The following is an 18,711-nucleotide window of genomic DNA, read 5'->3' on the forward strand; positions in this document are numbered from 1 at the left end:
TTTATTTCAATTTGCTTAGTGCATCCCGCATTCTGGGGATCATCTGCTGAATATCCTCAAGCGAACATGCACCCACTGAAGCTCTGAACCAGTTCACGCCGCTGTCAGTACCAAAAGCAGAAAACGGAACAATACCTATTTTAGCTTCCTTGATGAGATAGAAGTTCACATCAGCACTATTTTGCAATATCTTACCTTCAGGGGTTTTCTTCCCGATATAATCTACCTTAACGGTAAGATAGATGGCACCCATCGGATTGACTGCATCAACAGCAAAGCCATCCGCCTTCATTTGGATTATTCCCTGATAAAGTGCATCCAGACTACGCTGAACCTTTCCCTTAAAAGTACTCAGGTAGTTATTTAACTCAACAGGCTGAGTAAGAAATTTCGCTGTAGCCATTTGCTCAGGCTTCGGTGCCCAGGCTCCGACATGACCAACAATGGTTTTCATCTGCTCAATCACGTGCTCCGGACCAAAAGCCCATCCTACACGAACACCTGTTGCTGCCAGACATTTGGAAATACCATCGATATAAATCACGCGGTCTTTCAGCTCAGGCCTTAAACTTACCGGATCATAATGAAACTGTTCTCCGAATGTCAGAAGAGAATAGATCTGATCATACATAATGTACAATGGCTTTTCATCAGCAGCACGACATTTATTTTCTTCAATTACCAGATCACATATCTCCTCCAGATCCTTTTTGGAGAACATAGTTCCTGTCGGATTCAGAGGAGAACACAAAGCCAGTAAGGTTGCTCCCTTTACATGCGGCCTGATATCATCAGCCGTAGGCATGAAGTTATTTTCTGCAGAAGTTTTTACAGGAACCTGAGTTGCCCCGCTGAACCTGCAATAGTGATTATTATTCCAGGATGGAGTAGGATAAATCACCTTATCTCCGGGATCTACCAGAGCCATATATGTTCCATAGATCAGTGGACGGGAACCTCCTGCTACCAGGATCTGATTGGTTTTATATTCCAGTTTGAAACGCTCCTTTAAAAATGAAGAAACATTCTCTCTTAAAACTGCAACTCCATCTGCCGGAGGATAATTGGTTTGATTATCGCGGTATGCCTCTACAATTCCATCCTTCAATTCATCAGGAATAGGGAAAATATTGGAATCAAAATCACCGATTGTGAGGTTAGCAATCTGCTCCCCTTTACGTTTCAACTCATTAATCTCTCCGGCAATTTTTATGATCTCGGAGCCCTCAAGGGTACTCGCTAATTTTGAAATGTTCATTGTATCTGATCGTATTTTTATCTTCTTTAGCTAAGCAATTTTTCAATCGCACTCTCTACTTTTTCAAATCTGAATCCCGACAAAATCTCTCTGAATGAGGCATTTATCCGCTCATTGCAAAGATTTCCTATACTGCCTTCATGCGTATGCTTCACACTTGCCGGTGCCTTAAACTCACCCCTTTCAATTTCAATTCCAACCTTCCTATACGCTTCACGGAAAGGCATCCCATTGATTACCTCTGCATTTACCGCATCAACGCTGAACAAATAAGCATATTTTTCATCCTTCAGGATATCTTCTTTAATGCGAATCGACTGAAGCATGAAAGAAGTCATTTCAAGGCATTCATTCAATGATTTGAATGCCGGAAACAGATTTTCTTTCAGCAATTGCAGATCACGGTGATAGCCTGATGGCAGGTTGGTGGTCATCAAAGCAATCTCATTCGGCAGGGCCTGAATCTTATTGCACCTTGCTCTGACCAGCTCAAACACATCCGGATTTTTCTTATGCGGCATGATGCTCGATCCGGTGGTCAGTTCATCCGGAAAGCTGATAAATGCAAAGTTCTGATTGATGAATAAACAGGCATCCATAGCCAGTTTCGCCAATGTAGCAGCAACAGCCGACATCGCCTGAGCCAGAATCCTTTCTGTCTTACCACGTCCCATTTGTGCATAAACCACATTATAATTGAGATCTTCAAAACCCAACAATTCGGTGGTCATGGTACGGTTCAGAGGGAAGGATGAGCCGTATCCTGCAGCCGAACCCAGTGGATTTTTATTACAGATCTTCCAGGCGGCCAGCATCAGCTCCATATCATCAGCAAGGCTTTCGGCATAAGCACCGAACCATAATCCAAATGAAGAAGGCATGGCGATCTGTAAATGTGTATAGCCCGGAAGTAATTTATCTTTATGCTCTTCGCTTTGTGCAATCAGTTGAGTAAATAAAATATCAGTATTTCTGACCAAATGCTGTATTTCGCTACGGAAGAATAACTTCAGATCCACCAGAACCTGATCATTTCTTGAACGTCCGCTATGGATCTTCTTCCCGGCATCACCGATACGACGGGTCAGTAATAACTCAACCTGTGAGTGCACATCCTCCACATCAGGCTCAATACTGAACTTGCCTTCCTGAACCTCTTTAAATATCTGTTTCAGTCCGGCCTGCACCTGATCAAGATCCTGCTTCTCCATCAAACCAATGCTCTCCAGCATGCGCGTATGAGCCAGCGATCCGAGCACATCAAATGCGGCAAGCTGATTATCCAGCTCACGATCATTTCCAACAGTAAACTTCTCTACCGACTGTTCTGTTCCTTTGTCTTTTTGCCAGAGCTTACTCATAAGTTTGAAGTAAAATTTGTAAAATATTGTTCTTTAATGGTATCCCATTCAGATTTCAGAATACTGTAAAACACTGTATTCCTGATATATCCGTTATGGATCTTCATATGTTCGCGTAATACACCTTCACGGCTTGCACCAATACCCAGCAATGCCTGCCTCGACTGATGATTGCGTTCGTCTGCTTTAAATTCTATGCGGTTCAATCCCAGCTTCTCAAAGCCATAGCTTAAGATCAGGAATTTCATTTCCCTGTTCAGTCCGCTACCCTGAAAATCTCTTCCAATCCAGGTCCATCCAATCTGACCGCGTTCATCTTTCCAGGATATTTCAGCAAGGCGGGTACAACCTGCTACCTTATTTGTACGTTTATCTATTATCGTCCACACTGCCGCAATACCCTGCTCACGGTCGGCAAGAGCATCAAGAATATATTTCTTCAATTCACCGGGCTGCGAGAGGTCTGTTAATCCATAGATCCACAAAGCATCATCATCCGCCACTTCCTGCAATTCAGATTCGTCTTCCAATGTAAGCGGACGTAACAATGCCCGTTCACTCTCCAGATGAATATTCAGGTCTCTTTCCATCAACAGATCTCCGAAATTAATTTGATATAGAGTTCAATCCCTTCTTTGATCTCATCCACAAAAACAAACTCGTCTGCCATATGTGAACGTGCCGAATCACCAGGTCCAATCTTCAGGGAAGTAATATCCAATAAGGCCTGATCGCTGGTTGTTGGTGAACCATAGGTCTTTCTTCCCATAGCAATGCCTGCCTTCACAATCGGATGATCAAGTGGTATAGACGATGGCTTCAGACGGGTTGATCGTGGATTTACATCACAGCTAACATGATTAGAGATAATCTTCAGTACTTCCTCATTTCGATAGGCATCAGTTACACGTACATCCACTGTAAACTTACAGATAGCCGGTACCACATTGTGCTGAGAGCCGGCTTCAATAACCGTTACACTCATTTTTATCGGGCCAAACAGCGCTGATTTCTTGGCAAATTCATAAGTTCTGAACCATTCAATATCCTTAATTGCCTTATAAATGGCATTCTCACCCTCCTCACGTGCCGCATGACCAGCCTTTCCATGTGCCACACAATCAAGCACCATTAAACCTCTTTCAGCAATAGCCAGATCCATCAGGGTAGGCTCGCCTACAATGGCAAAATCAAGTGGCCCCAATTCTGGAATAATCAGTTCAATTCCGTTCTTCCCTGATATTTCTTCTTCTGCAGTTGCTGCCAGGCATAAGTTATATTTAAGTGCCTTTTTATCGTAAAAGTGCCTGAAGACGGCAATTAATGCCACCAGACATCCCCCTGCATCATTGCTCCCGAGTCCGTAAAGTTTGCCTTCTTCAATATCTGCTGAAAATGGATCACGCGTATATCCTGAATTCGGCTTCACCGTATCATGATGCGAATTCAAGAGAATAGTAGGTTTCGAAGCATCGTAATGCTTATTGAAAGCCCATACATTATTCAGCTTTCTGTGAGTTTCAATACCATGCTCCTTCAAAAAGAGTTCAATTGCCGCCGCAGTATTTTCTTCTTCCTTACTGAAGGAGGGAATACTGATCAGCTTACACAGAAGGTCAAGACTGTCTTGAAACAGTGTATCGGTCATTATTAATCGTTTGTGTATAATTCACCGGCTTTTTGTGCCGATAATTTTATGCCTTTTATCATTGATGAGCTAAAGCCCTGATGTTCCATTTCATTCAGTCCGGCAATGGTGCATCCTTTCGGAGAAGTTACCTTGTCTATCTCTTGTTCCGGGTGACTGTTCTGCTGCAATAAAAGAGAAGCTGCACCTTTAGCCGTTTGAGCTGCCATGCGCAAAGCTTCCTCTGCATGGAAACCAATTTCCACTCCCCCCTGTGATGCTGCACGAACCGCTCTCAGGAAAAACGCGACACCACAGGCACATAAAGCTGTAGCGGCAGTCATCAGATCCTCATTAATTTTGATTACCTGTCCAACCGTTTCAAACATTCTGGTCACTTCTGTAATATTTTCTGCATCTGCATTGTCAGACGCCACACAAGTCATTGATTCACCAATAGCGATTGCTGTATTCGGCATAGCACGAACTACCTGAACCCGGCTGCCTAATTTGGCACGGACATCAGCACAGCTTACTCCTGAGATCACCGAAATAATCAAATGTTTTGCCGGATCAATGGCACCATCAATCTGCTCGAGCAAATTATCAAGCTGCTGAGGTAAAACGGCAAGGATCACCACAGAGGCCCCCGCAGCCGCAGCATAATTGTCTGAACTTACATTATAGCCCTGTGCCTGTTCGGCACTCAGATTTTGTACATTACGGCGGGTGAGGGTAATATCAGAAGCTGCGCAATAGTTTGCCTTAACAAGTCCTTTTGCGAGTGACATCCCGATATTTCCACTTCCCAGAATAGCTGTCTTTTTTGCGGTGTTTCCCATTAGTTAATATTTAGTCGTGTTCCGAAATTCTGTTCGTCCAGTTGGCTTAGGGCACCTGCCTTACCGATATATACATCTTTTACCCCCTGATTAATTGCCTCAAAAGCATTATCCAGTTTCGGGATCATCCCCTCGCTGATTACATCCTGACGCTTGTATTCATTATAGGCGTGCGGATCAATCGTTCTGATTAAGGAATCTTCATCGTTCACATCCTTCAGTACCCCTGCTTTTTCAAAGCAATAGATCAGGGATGTTTCATATTCTCCGGCCATCGCGATTGCAATTGCTGATGCAATGGTATCGGCATTGGTATTCAGAAGCTGGCCTTCACCGTCATGTGTAATGGCAGAAAACACCGGAGTAAATCCGGCTTCCAGTAGCTTGCTCAATCCTTTATGATCAACTGAGTCTTCTTTCAAATCGCCTGCAAAGCCATAATCAACCTGAATATTTTCTCCCTTTTCAGTGGAAAACACCTCCTTAACCGGACGGCGTTTCGCACGGATCAAATTTCCGTCGGCTCCCGACAGGCCGATTGCATTGCATTTTTCCTGCTGTAAGCCTGCCACAATATTCTTGTTCAGCAATCCGGCATAAACCATGGTTACCACTTTCAAACTTTCAGCATCTGTAATTCTGCGGCCTTCAACCATTTGCGATCTGATACCCAGGTCGGCGGCTAGCTTGGTGGCGATCTTTCCACCACCATGTATCAGGATCTTATGTCCCTTTAATCCGGCAAAGTCTGTAATAAACTTTTTCAAATCTTCAGGATGATCTATCACATTACCACCTATCTTGATAACGTTTAAAGATTTCATTTTAGTCCCTCCAGCATATTTTTTAATACGGTCTGTGCTGACCATACCCTGTTGGCAGCTTCCTTAATCACCAGAGAATGCGGTCCGTCAAGAACCTCTGCAGAAAGTTCGAAATCACGGCGTACCGGCAGACAATGCATTACTTTTGCTTCATTGGTTTGCTCCAGTTTTTTATGAGTCATCATCCATGATTCTCCACCGCTGACGGTCTTGCCGTAGTCCTGGTAGGAAGACCAGTTTTTGGCATAAACAAAATCAGCTCCCTGAAGGGCCACATCCTGATCGTATTCAATCCTTGCTCCGGGAGTAAATTTCTCTGCCAGCTCAAGTCCTTCGGGATGAGTAATCACAAAATCGATCATTCCATCAGCCTGTGCACGGCACATCCACTCTGAAAATGAGTTTGGAACGGCCTGAGGTAATGATTTTACATGCGGAGCCCAGGTTAATACCACCTTTGGCTTCACTACTTTCTTATTTTCCTCAATTGTGATCAGGTCGGCAAAACTTTGCAGAGGATGCAGGGTTGCACTTTCCAGACTTACTACCGGAACTCCACTGAATTTTACAAATTTGTTAAAGAGACCTTCACTGTAATCTTCTTCACGATTCTGCAGTTTTGGGAAAGAGCGGAAACCCAGAATGTCGCAATACTGCCCCATTACAGCAGCAGCCTCGCGGATATGCTCAACTGTTGTTCCGTTCATCACAATCCCATCCTCTGTTTCAAGTGCCCAGCCTTCCTTGTCCAGGTTCATCACCATCACATTCATACCCAGATTCATTGCTGCCTTCTGTGAGCTAAGACGGGTACGCAGACTTGGATTCAGGAATACCAAACCCAGAGTCTTGTTCTTACCCAAACCCTGATTTGCATAAGGATCAGCCTTCTGGATCAGCGCCTGCTCAACAAAGGATTTCAGATCAGCAACGTCATTAACGGAAGAAAATAATTTCATATAATTTAAAAATAACGATATCTTATTTATTCAATTCTGCTTTCAGGGCAATCAAAAACTGATCAGCATGTGCTTTGGTTATATTCAAAGCAGGTAATAGTCTGATCACATTCGGCTTAGCCTCTCCTGTAAAGATACGATGTTTAAAAAGTAAATCTTTTTTAACGTTTGCATACTCTTCCGACAGCTCAATTCCGATCATCAGGCCCCTTCCTCTTATCTCAGAAATCTGCGGAATCTGCTTTAATTCAGCAATCAGATAGTTGCCGATATCTTCTGCATTTTTCATCAACTGATCCTGCTCCATTACCTCCAGAACTGCCAGTGCCGCTGCACAGGCGAGATGATTACCGCCGAAGGTGGTTCCCAACATACCATGCCATGGTTTGAACTTCGGGCCAATGGAAATACCTCCAACCGGGAAACCGTTACCCATACCCTTAGCCATAGAGTAGATATCCGCATCCACGCCGGCATAATCATGAGAGTAAAAATTACCTGTCCGGCCATAACCACACTGTACCGAATCGGCGATGTAGACCGCATCATACTGATCGCATAGGCTTCTTATCTTCTGAAGAAAGCTCTTTGAGGCTTCCCTGATTCCTCCTACACCCTGAATTCCTTCAATGATTACTGAGGAAATCTCATTTCCGAAAGATTTGAATGCATCATCCAGCGCTGACTCATCATTGAATGGAAGGAATACTACATGATCAGTCTGATTTACAGGAGCGATGATCTTTGGATTATCTGTGGCAGAAACTGCCAGTGATGTACGTCCGTGGAAAGCACCTTTGAAGGCAATAATCTTTTTTCTGTTATTGTAGAAAGATGCCAGTTTCAGTGCATTCTCATTGGCTTCAGCGCCAGAATTACATAAAAACAGTTGATAATCAGGCTTTCCTGATAATTTACCAAGCTTCTCAGCCAGCTCAATCTGCTGTCTGATGATTACCGAATTAGAGTAAAACCCAACCTTATTCAGCTGATCAGACACACGTTTCACATAATGCGGATGTGTATGACCAATGGAGATCACAGCATGACCGCCATAAAGGTCGAGATACTCATTACCATCGCTATCCCATACATTACTTTGGGAAGCTTTTACTATTTCAATTTGGTTTAGGGGATATACGTCGAATAATTTCATTTTTTGGAAGTTATACGTTGTAAGTATTACGTTATACGTTCAATGATTACCAAAATCAGCTGAAACGCATTTGTTTAAATAACTACAACTCAAATTGTATTACGAACTTTACTTATCAAAGAGATCAGCATTGCTTTGATCTCATTTATATTATCATACAGAATATTATGTTCATTTCCCGGGAGATAATTCAAGTCACGGGACAGGAGCAAAAAGTACTCTGCTTCATTGGCCGAACCTAAAGCGATATTTAAAAAATTTGCTAAATCTTTTTGAGATTTTTTACCGCATCCTTCAGCGATATTGGCCGGTATCGCTGAGATACTTCGTCGCAACTGACTTGTTAAACTGTAAAGCTCTTCTTTTGGGAAGCAGGAAGTCACCTGATATACATTTAGTGTTAGCTGATGTGCTTTTACCCAAACATTTAATTCCTTATAATTCTGCATAAACAAATCTAAGGCTCCTAAACAGGAACCTATAAATGACTTATTTTGCAGTAAGGATAATGCACCTAACATTTTAATATTTACTAATTCATTTAACCACTTATGCTTCATATCAATCGAAGCTAAGTCTAAACGTAAAACGTAACAACGTAAAACGTAAAACTTAAAAAGCTGCCGCTTTCAACTTAAGTCCGGTCATCTCATCAATGCCAAACATTAAATTCATATTCTGCACAGCATGACCGCTTGCTCCTTTCAACAGATTATCTATAATGCTGATAATAAACAATTTGCTGTCGTGCTTCTCCAGATGAATCAGCGCCTTGTTGGTATTCACCACTTGCTTAAGGTCGATATTCCTTGTGCTGACATGAGTAAATGGATGATCTCTGAAATAGCTCTCATAAAGTACATAAACTTCATCCAGACTCAAATCAGATTCAGTGTACATCGCTGCCAGTATACCACGGGTAAAATCACCTCTCTGCGGTATAAAATTAAGCGCCTGATCAAAATCACTTTGCAGCTGTTTCAGGCTCTGACCAATTTCATTCAGGTGCTGGTGTTCAAAGGCTTTGTAAACCGAAAGGTTATTATTTCTCCAGCTGAAATGAGACGTCGGGCTAAGGCTTTGTCCTGCACCTGTCGAACCCGTTGTAGCATTGATATGAACCTCTGCATTCAGATTTCCGGAAGCTGCCAGCGGTAAAAGTCCAACTTGTATACAGGTTGCAAAACAACCCGGATTAGCAATATTCTGAGCCTCTTTGATTGCCTTTCTGTTCAGCTCAGGGAGTCCGTAAACAAAAGTTCTGTCGCCATGAACAGCGTTTTTACTTAATCTGAAATCCTGTGAAAGATCAATGATCCTGATCCCTGCATTGATTTCATGATTATCCAGAAATTTTTTGGCATCCCCATGTCCAACGCAAAGGAACAATACATCAATTTCCTGCGAAATGGAATCGGTAAACTTCAGATCGGTATCACCAAACAGGTCGGCATGCACATCAGAAAGGGGCTTACCCGCATTACTGTTACTGTGTACAAAAACAATTTCCGCCAAAGGATGATGGATCAGTATCCTGAGCAATTCACCTCCGGTATAACCTGCTCCGCCAGCAATTCCAATTCTGATTGTTCCCATTTTTTTTATTTCTTTTCATTCACCCGGTGCCAGATCATCGTCTGGTTACCAAATATTTTCGAGAAGCCTTTCACATCTTCTCCTGACCATGAATTATTCATTTCACCATAGCTTCCGAACTTGTTCGACATCAGATCATGAGCCGATTCGATACCAACGATCTCAAAACGGTAAGGATGAAGTTTCACAAATACCTTTCCTGTGACGGTTTTCTGAGTATCTGTTAAAAATGCCTCAATATTACGCATAATCGGATCGTGGAACTGGCCTTCATGCAGCCAGTTTCCGTAGAAACTTGCCAGCTGATCCTTCCAGCTCAGTTGCCATTTGGTCAGAGTATGCTTCTCCAGGGCATGGTGTGCCTTGATAATAATCATCGGCGCAGCCGCCTCAAAACCAACACGACCCTTGATTCCAATAATAGTATCCCCTACGTGAATATCGCGACCAACACCATAAGGCTGAGCAATTTCCTGCAATTTCTGAATAGCCCTAACCGGCAGCATACTTTCGCCATTCAATCCTACAAGTTCTCCCTGTTCAAACTCAAGCTCCAGCTTACGTGGCTCGGTTTGGGTTACCTGAGTTGGCCATGCTTCTTCAGGTAAAGTATCATGAGAAGTCAGTGTTTCTGCACCGCCTACTGATGTACCCCAGATTCCTTTATTGATTGAATATCTGGCCTTTTCAGCAGTATACTCAACACCGTGCTTATTCAAATATTCAATTTCAGCTTCCCGGCTTAACTTCAGGTCGCGGATTGGAGTGATAATCTCTACACCCGGAATCAGGATATTGAAGATCATATCGAAACGGACCTGGTCATTTCCTGCACCAGTACTTCCATGAGCAACATAATCAGCACCAATCATTTTTACATAATTAGCAATTGCAGTTGCCTGACTAACACGCTCAGCACTTACTGAAAGCGGATAAGTAGCATTTTTAAGCACATTACCAAAGACAAGATATTTAATACAGCTTTCGTAGTAATTCATGGTTTCGTCAACCACTGCGTGAGAGGTTACACCCAGAGCATACGCACGTTTCTCGATCTGTTTCAGCTCTTCCTCAGAAAAACCTCCTGTATTTACGATCACGGAATGAACTTCCAGATCACGGTCTTTAGTTAAGTATATACAGCAAAAGGACGTATCTAAACCTCCGCTGAATGCTAAAACCACCTTCTTCTTCATCATTTAATTTTGTAAAAGTTTAACAAATATTGTTCCTGCAGCTATCATTTTTAATGATCTGCGTAATTTTTCTTCAATGCGCTCAAACAATGTCTGTTTACGTGCAACCTTAGTCAAACGATCTTCAACCTCTTTTTCCAAACGATCCTGTTCTTCCTTCATCTTTCGTTCAATTTCCTTCGCTTTTTCCTCCGGATCCCAGAGCATTGCAGTACACATGCAGTTCTTACGATCTTTGCTTTTCAGGATCTCATAGTTTACACAACTCTGGCAGCCTTTCCAGAATTCCTCATCCTGAGTAAGTTCAGAATAAGTTACCGGCTCATAGCCCAGCTCTGAATTGATCTTCATCACTGCAAGCCCTGTGGTTAGTCCAAAGATCTTCGCATCAGGATATTTCTTGCGCGAAAGGTCAAACACCGCACGTTTGATCATTCTTGCCAAACCTTTGTTGCGATACAGAGGATTTACAATCAGTCCGGAGTTAGCCACAAACGTTCCATGACTCCAGGTTTCGATATAGCAAAACCCTGCCCATGTACCATCCTGATGAATAGCAATTACCGCTTTCCCCTCCAGCATTTTATTGCTGATGTATTCAGGGGTACGCCGGGCGATCCCGGTACCACGGGCTTTGGCAGACTCCGCCATCTCATCACAAATGAGTTCGGCGTATTTGATATGTTGTTCTGTTGCCGGGATGACAACAAACTCGTTTTCTTTCATTGATTTAAAGAAAAAGTCCGGTTTTTAAGCGGAAAAAAGAAACGATCTTATTATTTCTTTCTGTGAATAATTCAATTAATTGAACCGGCGGTCGAATATTTACCGCAGAAATGGAGGCAGATGCCAGGAATCAATTCCGGGGCATAAAGGGTCGTCGGAAACGCAACACTAACTTTTCAGGCCTGAAATGACTACAAACAATACCCCTCAGTGAAGCACTGTAGCTTCCCGATCCCGTACTGGCCTGGTAGTTTAAACTATTCATTTTTAATAGTATATGTGTTTCTGATTTTTTTTACAAAAGACCAAAAAAATACTGAATAATGCAATAAAAATGGTTTTTTTTAAGAAGCGCCCTGCTGCCTGTAAATTATATTTTTTATACAAGAAGATATCTAAGGTAATACATTGAAAATGAAAGACTAATATGAAGACAGGCGAGGTTTCAATGCCCTTAAAAGAATGCTAATCGCCTGTGCCGGGTTTAAGATGACAAATTTCGGAAATGTTGCGGCCTGATATCCTCCATTTTTATTGGGGAAATTATACCTGATTCTCCTTCCTTTACGAGGAAGTATAAGTAAATATTCTCTCCTGTTTTGCTGCTCAGCAAGGGCTTGGATATCCTTTCGTTGGCAACACCGGCAGGTGCCTGATAAAACCCCAATTCAAAAAAACTATGTATCTCTTGATTTCATCAGACAAATCTTTAAATTGCTGAATATCTTGTTTCTAAAAGCAGGTTTTTCAAAAATAATAAGTCCGGTAAGTCCATGAACAATAAGTCCAGTCAGCAAGCATCACTAAAAAGAACTCTCGGACTTTTCGCAAGTACATTAATGGTTGTGGGTATCGTCATTGGGAGCGGGGTGTTTAAGAAGATCGTACCAATGTCCCAGACAGGATTGGGAGAAACTGCCATTCTGATGGCGTGGGTACTTGCCGGTGTGATCAGTTTATTTGCCGCATTCACGGTAAGTGCATTGGCATCGCTGACAGAAGAATCGGGGGGATTGTATGAATACTTCCGCTTAGCTTACGGAGATTTTCTGGCATTTATTTCAGGCTGGGCTGATTTCATCATCATCAGTCCGGCAGCCATTGCAGCACTGGCATTTCTATTCGGAGAAATAATCAACTCATTTGCCCCTCTGCCAAACCCTTTTGATCAATGGAAGGATTTCTCCATTGGCGGCTTCATCTTTCCTTTTGCGAATTCGGGCGTTAAACTGGCCGGGATTTCGGTAATTATCATACTTACAGCTATCAATTCATTGGGGTCTCGCGAAAGCGGCGTTTTCAATTCCATTATTACAACAGCCAAAATTTTAGGGATATCGGTTTTGATCATTGTCGGACTTGCCTACTCAGGCCCTGAGCCAGAAAGCAGCAGCAACCTGATCAATTCTGTAGCTCAGCCCGGAGGAATGCTGTTTTACAGTGCATTTTTTGCAGCCATGCTAAGCGCCTTCTGGGCCTATAATGGCTGGGAAACAGCCACTAACATTTCAGGAGAAATCATCAATCCTAAACGTAATCTTCCGCTGGCACTCACCATTGGATTATCGCTGGTGGCACTCATTTATACTCTGTTGAATTATACCTACATGAATGTGCTCAGTCTGGATCAGATCAGGGCAATCAGCCCGAACCAGATAGGAGCTTTTGTGGTGGCTGAAACCTTACTTGGTACTTTTGGAAAGATTTTGCTGATTGTGTTGCTGGTGATCTGTGTATTTGGTGCATTAAACAGCAATATTGTAACCGCTCCCCGAAAGTTCTACCGGATGGCTCAGCAGGGATATCTGTTCAGCCATTTGCAAAAAGTTCATCCGCGATTCAGAACACCTCACATATCCCTTAACTACATGATGGTTTTGGGCTGTATCATGCTGATTTCCGGATCATTTGATATGCTCACTAATATGGTCATCTTTTTGAATTTTGTCTTTTATGGATTTCTTGCTTTCGCGGTTCTGCGACTTAAACGAAATGGAGTGATCAGTGCTAAAGTAACCGGATATCCGATAGCACCATTCATCCTTCTTCTTTTCTCTGTTGCCCTTACTTTCAACACAATATGGGTACAACCTCAGCAATCATTTTTAGGGCTGATATTCGTAGCCAGCGGTGTGCCCGTTTATTTTTATTTTAAAAAAAGAAGGTAGATTATTACGAATCCAATAAGGTAACTCTATGGCTGTGTTTCAATATAAAAACTGAAAACAGAGATAAAAAATGGTTTCGTCTGATCTTTAAAGGAAAGTTCAAATAAGTAACAGGAATAAAATTCAACCAGCAGACCTGCTATATGAAACGTCGATCCTTTGTTAAAAACTCTACCCTATCCGCTTTCGGTATCGCAGCTTTTGGTGCCTTTCACTGGAACGGTAAAAGTTTTGAAGGTGATAACATTACTACAACCGATATTCTAGGATCATATTACCGGCCTGGTTCACCAATGCGCAGTAACCTGCCCCCCGGCCCAACTGGCCAGGTATTATATAATTCATTTCAGGGTGGTTCCGGTGCTAACCAGCTTAAATTTGAATTATTAGCCAACAATGAATTTAATTGAAGCTGTAACATCCCGGTAACCGGGATAGTCCAATCATGGAACAAAAATGATCAATGATGAATACTAAAATTGTCCTGAATAAATTTAATCTGATCTTCATATTTCTTCTCAGCATCGCAATCTCCGCTTCAGCTCAGGAAAAGAAAGTGGCACCCGCATCCAAAGAATTATACAAAGAGATCGAACTGATGGATAGCATCATGTTTCGGGCTTTCAACTCTCAAAATATGGAGAAATTCAAGTCCATGTTTACAGAGGATCTGGAATGGTTTCAGGATAATGTCGGACTCATACCTTATAAAACCGTGTTTGAAAATTTTGGAAACACCTTCAAAAATGAAAACAAGCTGAGCAGGGAGCTTGTTAAGGGCAGTTTAGAAGTTCATCCGATTAAGGATTATGGTGCCATTCAGATCGGGAGCCATCAGTTCAAACACATGGAGAATGGGAAATTAGAGATCGGAACCTTTAAATTTCTGATGATCTGGCAGAAAAAGGAAGGACAATGGAGAATTTCCAGAGTGGTAAGTTATGATCACTAAAATTTGTTCAGATTTAATAATAGCCGGAACATCATTAAGCTTTAGATTATCTTTATTTTTCCGGATATGAATTTAAATAAAATCTTCATGAAACTACCGCAGCTCCTCCTGCTTGCTTTTGTGGCCCTAACCACTTCCGCTGCAGCCCAAACTAAAACCCAAAACCCTGTTCAAAAGCTGATCAGGCCAGTCAATGATTCAGAATTACCCAAGGGCCGGAAAACCATAGCCATTGTTGGGGTCAACCTGATCGACGGGCGTGGACTTAATGCCATTCCGGATGCAACTGTAATTATTCAGGGAAATAGAATTCTGGCGGCAGGGCACTCAGCCGGAATTCAGATTCCTCAGGGCGCAGAGTTTGTTCAGGGGAAGGGTTTTTCGCTGCTTCCTGGATTAATCGATTCTCATTTTCACCTCGACCGCACCAAAGACCTTCCGGCCATGTTCCTCCAAAATGGAGTAACCTCCCTTCGTGATCCGGGAGCATGGATAGAGGCTTATGCACAAGAGCGCAAATCAGGAAAACAAATGCCCCGCCTTTATTTGAGCGGTCCGCATCTGGATGGTGCCCCTCCGGCATATCCCTATGATGCCTATGTAGTTCGCGATGAAGCTGAAGCGATCAGACAGGTAAATGAACTTGCGGATGAAGGCTCTACTGTTATCAAGATTTATTTCAGGATCCCTCCGGGTATGATCAAAGCAATCACCGAAACTGCCCATAAACGTGGAATACCGGTAACCGGACATCTGGAAATTACTGAAGCAAAACAAGCCATTGAAGCCGGCCTGGATGGTATTGAGCATATTACTTCTTTCGGACTTTCGTTAACTCCAAAGCGGGATGCTGAAAAATACCGTCAGGGAATGCTGGCAGATAATAATTTCAGAAAGCAAGGCAGGTACAATACATGGGCAGGACTTGATCTCAACAGCAGGCTTGCCGACAGTCTGGTAAGATTTCTGGTCCGGAAAAAGACCTTTATTAGCCCTACACTCGGGGCTTTTGAATATCAGGCTGAAAAAGATAAAATAGACAGCATCAAACTCAGGGGCTTTGAATCCATGAAAAAACTAACAGCTAAACTTCAGAAAGCAGGTGTACCACTTGTATTGGGATCTCATTCTATGATTACTTATGCTGAAAAAGGCTGGGCATACCAGAGAGAAATGGAAATCTGGTCAGAAAGCGGTATCAGTAACGCAGCGATAATTCATGCTTCCACTTTACAAAATGCCCGTTTTTTCAGAATTGACCGCGAGCTTGGAAGCATTGAGAAAGGAAAACTGGCCGACCTTATTCTGGTGAAGGGAAATCCATTAGAGAATATCAGGGCTATGAGGGATATTCAGAAAGTGATGATCAATGGGACTTGGGTGAAGTAAGAGTTCAGTTCATTGTAGGACACAATTATTGTAAACAAAATTTACGAGATCGGGGGACAAAAAGTCATGCCCGATAGTGACCTGGCAGAGCTTTATGGAGTTGAAACCAAACGGCTCAATGAACAAGTCAAAAGGAATTCTAATCGATTCCCGCCGGATTTTATGATGCAGCTTAACGAAACAGAATGGTGTACTGAATAATGAGATCGCCATTCAGGTAACTATTCAGCTCGTCAGAATATTTACACACCTGCGCCTGATTGCAGGCGAAAACAGCGAATTAAAACTGGCGACAGATAACAGACAATTCAATCTTGCCAAAGAAAAGGGAAAATTTGTCGCATTGCATTTTCTGCTTAAAACAGAATGCCCATATTGTATCCGTCATACTCAGGATTATTTTAAAAAAGCCAGCACTCTAAAAAATGTGCTTCAGGTATTTTCAAACCCGATTCAGAGCTGGAAATCAGATCCTGGTCGGGGAAACCTGCCGCTGAGGATCTGAAAAACTTCCCGATCTACCGTGATCCGGATGCTAAATCAGCCAAACAGTTAGGCATACCTGATGGTTATAAATTTCACAACCAAATCGTTCATTATCCGGCAACCATCCTGATTGATCCAAAAGGAAAAGAAGTTTACCGCTATATAGGTAAAACAATTCTGATCGTCTGAGCTTTGAACAGCTTGTTTTAAAAGTAAATGAGCTACGTAAAAAATAAAACCAAAGAAAAAATTCCAAAATAAAAAATGAGTAGATATAATATATGTTTTATCGATCCCGCAATAGCACATTTCTTTATAAAATCTATATACCTGAATGTCTACATTTGTTAGTCAGTCAGATGCTTTGAGACTCCTGGAAACCAGACAACTCCCAATGAAGACGCAATACTTATTGAGTATTGCTTTTGTTGCATTGGTTTCTGCCCTATGTTATCTTTCAGATAGTTATCTGGGATACAAAACCGTCGCATTAATTCTTCTCATGGTTGTATCTTTTATAGCTATGCTATTTGAAATTCTTCCTGTTTTACTTGCTGCATTATTGAGTGCGCTCATCTGGAATTTCTTCTTCATCCCTCCCATATTTACCCTTCACATCGATAATACGGAAGATATTTTAATGTTCTTGTTATACTTTCTGATTGCTCTGGTTCATGCTGTACTAACATTCAAGCTCCGGGAAGCAGAGGTAAAAGCCAGAGACAAGGAAGAAAAGGAAAAAACTATCAAGCTCTATAATACCTTACTTAACTCACTTTCACACGAATTGAGAACACCTATTTCAACAATTATAGGTGCCATAGACACTTTAACTGAACATAAAGACAAACTATCAGCAACCAATCAAACAGAATTATTGAATGAAATTGATAAAGCAAGTATTCGCTTAAACAGGCAGGTTGAAAATCTCTTAAGTATGAGCAGGCTCGAAAGCGGGATACTTAAACCCAAAAATGACTGGTGCGATATCAATGAACTCATCTGCTCACATATTGATAAACTACCTGATTCTACTGGTCACAAGATCGAATTCAGGGAGGAGGAGGGATTGCCGCTCTTTAAATTAGATGCTGGTTTATTAGATCAGATATTGCACAACATCATTCATAATGCTTTACAATATACCCCCGAACATTCCATAATTACCGTTTCTGCACATCACATGGAAGGCATCTGTATCATCCGTATCAGCGATAATGGAAATGGATTCCCCGATGGTGAAATAGATCTGGTATTTGAAAAATTTTACCGTTTGAGGAATACTAAAACGGGCGGCAGCGGACTAGGCTTATCCATCGTCAGAGGATTTACTGAAGCTATGAACGGGAAAGTAACCCTTGAGAACGATCCAAAAGGGGGAGCCCTGTTCACTATAGAAATTATGGCAGAAACTTCATTTATAGGTAATTTGAAGCATGAATAAAGCAGAAATACTAATCATAGACGATGAACCGCAAATCCTGAAGTTGCTTGAAATTACTCTTGAAAGCCATGATTTTAAAGTATGGAAAGCCGAAACAGGAAAAGCAGGAATCATTTTGGCCGCCAATCATCCGCCTGAATTAATTTTATTGGATATTGGATTACCGGATAAAAGCGGGCATGAAATACTAAAAGAGCTAAGAATCTGGTATAACAAGGCAATCATCATTCTTTCCGTTCAGAATAATGAAAACGATATTGTTTCAGCACTGGATAACGGAGCAACCGACTACCTGTGCAAACCTTTCCGCACTGCAGAATTACTGGCAAGGATACGTTCGGCTATTCGTCTGTATCAAACTAAAAACAATAGCAGCATTATTGAATCCGGCGATCTCCGGATTGATCTTGCAGCAAGAACAGTCAGTAAAAATAATGAACTGCTCAAACTTACTTCGACAGAATTTAATCTGATGGCTATTTTTGCTAAAAATCAGGGTCGTGTTTTAACACACCAATTCATTTTAAAAGAGATCTGGGGTGTTGGTTTTCAAACCGAGACCCAATACCTGAGAGTTTTTGTCGGGACTCTTCGAAAAAAAATTGAGGAAGTCCCAAACCAGGCCAAAAGAATTATAACTGAAAACGGTGTTGGCTATCGCTTTTCATAAAAACAACTTTCCAGTCTTTATCTTTCCTTTATACAGGCAAGCTGATCTTTTATAATT

At 42.0% G+C, this 18,711-nt stretch carries 18 protein-coding genes and 1 pseudogene; 7 read left to right on the forward strand and 12 right to left on the reverse strand.

Annotated elements, in window-relative coordinates; translation table 11 throughout:
- Position 1: 1 nt before the first annotated feature.
- From P2W72_RS02035 to P2W72_RS02090, 12 genes are all read right to left on the reverse strand, one after another.
- Positions 2-1,258 (reverse strand): aminotransferase class I/II-fold pyridoxal phosphate-dependent enzyme, encoded by a 1,257-nt coding sequence (locus P2W72_RS02035; RefSeq protein ID WP_276359206.1) that lies wholly within the window; start codon positions 1,256-1,258, stop codon positions 2-4.
- A 26-nt stretch (positions 1,259-1,284) separates the two neighbouring features.
- Entirely contained in the window at positions 1,285-2,619 is a 1,335-nt protein-coding gene (gene argH, locus P2W72_RS02040) for an argininosuccinate lyase (protein ID WP_276359208.1), read from the reverse strand.
- Positions 2,616-3,209, reverse strand: a complete 594-nt coding sequence (locus P2W72_RS02045) for a GNAT family protein (RefSeq protein WP_276359209.1) — start codon at positions 3,207-3,209, stop codon at positions 2,616-2,618. Before P2W72_RS02045 ends, argH begins: the two co-directional genes overlap by 4 nt.
- On the reverse strand, positions 3,209-4,267 hold the full coding sequence (locus P2W72_RS02050; RefSeq protein ID WP_276359210.1) for a M20 family metallo-hydrolase: 1,059 nt from the start codon (positions 4,265-4,267) through the stop codon (positions 3,209-3,211). Before P2W72_RS02050 ends, P2W72_RS02045 begins: the two co-directional genes overlap by 1 nt.
- A gap of 2 nt (positions 4,268-4,269) precedes the next feature.
- Entirely contained in the window at positions 4,270-5,088 is an 819-nt protein-coding gene (proC, locus tag P2W72_RS02055; RefSeq protein ID WP_276359211.1) for a pyrroline-5-carboxylate reductase, read from the reverse strand.
- Positions 5,088-5,912, reverse strand: coding sequence for an acetylglutamate kinase (gene argB / locus P2W72_RS02060; protein WP_276359212.1), 825 nt, complete (start codon positions 5,910-5,912; stop codon positions 5,088-5,090). Before argB ends, proC begins: the two co-directional genes overlap by 1 nt.
- Positions 5,909-6,871, reverse strand: coding sequence for an acetylornithine carbamoyltransferase (locus P2W72_RS02065; RefSeq protein ID WP_276359213.1), 963 nt, complete (start codon positions 6,869-6,871; stop codon positions 5,909-5,911). The genes argB and P2W72_RS02065 overlap by 4 nt, the downstream gene beginning before the upstream one ends.
- 22 nt (positions 6,872-6,893) lie before the next feature.
- Positions 6,894-8,027, reverse strand: a complete 1,134-nt coding sequence (locus tag P2W72_RS02070) for an aminotransferase class III-fold pyridoxal phosphate-dependent enzyme (protein WP_276359214.1) — start codon at positions 8,025-8,027, stop codon at positions 6,894-6,896.
- Positions 8,028-8,116: 89 nt separating this feature from the next.
- Entirely contained in the window at positions 8,117-8,587 is a 471-nt protein-coding gene (locus P2W72_RS02075; protein WP_276359215.1) for a four helix bundle protein, read from the reverse strand.
- 52 nt (positions 8,588-8,639) lie between these two features.
- Positions 8,640-9,623 carry an N-acetyl-gamma-glutamyl-phosphate reductase gene (gene argC / locus P2W72_RS02080; RefSeq protein WP_276359216.1) on the reverse strand — a complete coding sequence of 328 codons (984 nt, stop codon included), beginning with the start codon at positions 9,621-9,623 and terminating at the stop codon, positions 8,640-8,642.
- A 5-nt stretch (positions 9,624-9,628) separates the two neighbouring features.
- On the reverse strand, positions 9,629-10,819 hold the full coding sequence (argG, locus tag P2W72_RS02085) for an argininosuccinate synthase (RefSeq protein WP_276359319.1): 1,191 nt from the start codon (positions 10,817-10,819) through the stop codon (positions 9,629-9,631).
- Between the two features lie 3 nt (positions 10,820-10,822).
- Complete coding sequence (locus tag P2W72_RS02090; RefSeq protein ID WP_276359217.1) at positions 10,823-11,545, reverse strand: GNAT family N-acetyltransferase; 723 nt, start codon at positions 11,543-11,545, stop codon at positions 10,823-10,825.
- A gap of 773 nt (positions 11,546-12,318) precedes the next feature.
- Between P2W72_RS02090 and P2W72_RS02095 the strand changes: the two genes are divergently transcribed.
- The 7 genes and pseudogenes from P2W72_RS02095 (at position 12,319) to P2W72_RS02125 (ending at position 18,654) form a co-directional block, all read left to right on the forward strand.
- On the forward strand, positions 12,319-13,713 hold the full coding sequence (locus P2W72_RS02095) for an amino acid permease (protein ID WP_276359218.1): 1,395 nt from the start codon (positions 12,319-12,321) through the stop codon (positions 13,711-13,713).
- A 143-nt stretch (positions 13,714-13,856) separates the two neighbouring features.
- Complete coding sequence (locus P2W72_RS02100; RefSeq protein ID WP_276359219.1) at positions 13,857-14,123, forward strand: hypothetical protein; 267 nt, start codon at positions 13,857-13,859, stop codon at positions 14,121-14,123.
- A 53-nt stretch (positions 14,124-14,176) separates the two neighbouring features.
- Positions 14,177-14,665 (forward strand): nuclear transport factor 2 family protein, encoded by a 489-nt coding sequence (locus P2W72_RS02105; RefSeq protein WP_276359220.1) that lies wholly within the window; start codon positions 14,177-14,179, stop codon positions 14,663-14,665.
- Positions 14,666-14,752: 87 nt separating this feature from the next.
- On the forward strand, positions 14,753-16,054 hold the full coding sequence (locus P2W72_RS02110; protein ID WP_276359222.1) for an amidohydrolase family protein: 1,302 nt from the start codon (positions 14,753-14,755) through the stop codon (positions 16,052-16,054).
- A gap of 24 nt (positions 16,055-16,078) precedes the next feature.
- Positions 16,079-16,243: pseudogene (locus P2W72_RS02115) on the forward strand (ORF6N domain-containing protein); the annotation flags it as partial.
- A 631-nt stretch (positions 16,244-16,874) separates the two neighbouring features.
- A complete protein-coding gene (locus tag P2W72_RS02120; protein WP_276359224.1) occupies positions 16,875-17,984 on the forward strand; it encodes an ATP-binding protein in 1,110 nt (369 codons plus the stop codon).
- Positions 17,977-18,654 (forward strand): response regulator transcription factor, encoded by a 678-nt coding sequence (locus P2W72_RS02125; RefSeq protein WP_276359225.1) that lies wholly within the window; start codon positions 17,977-17,979, stop codon positions 18,652-18,654. The genes P2W72_RS02120 and P2W72_RS02125 overlap by 8 nt, the downstream gene beginning before the upstream one ends.
- Positions 18,655-18,711: the final 57 nt, after the last annotated feature.

The sequence above is a fragment of the Daejeonella sp. H1SJ63 genome (assembly GCF_029360775.1).
Classification (GTDB): Bacteria; Bacteroidota; Bacteroidia; order Sphingobacteriales; family Sphingobacteriaceae; genus Daejeonella.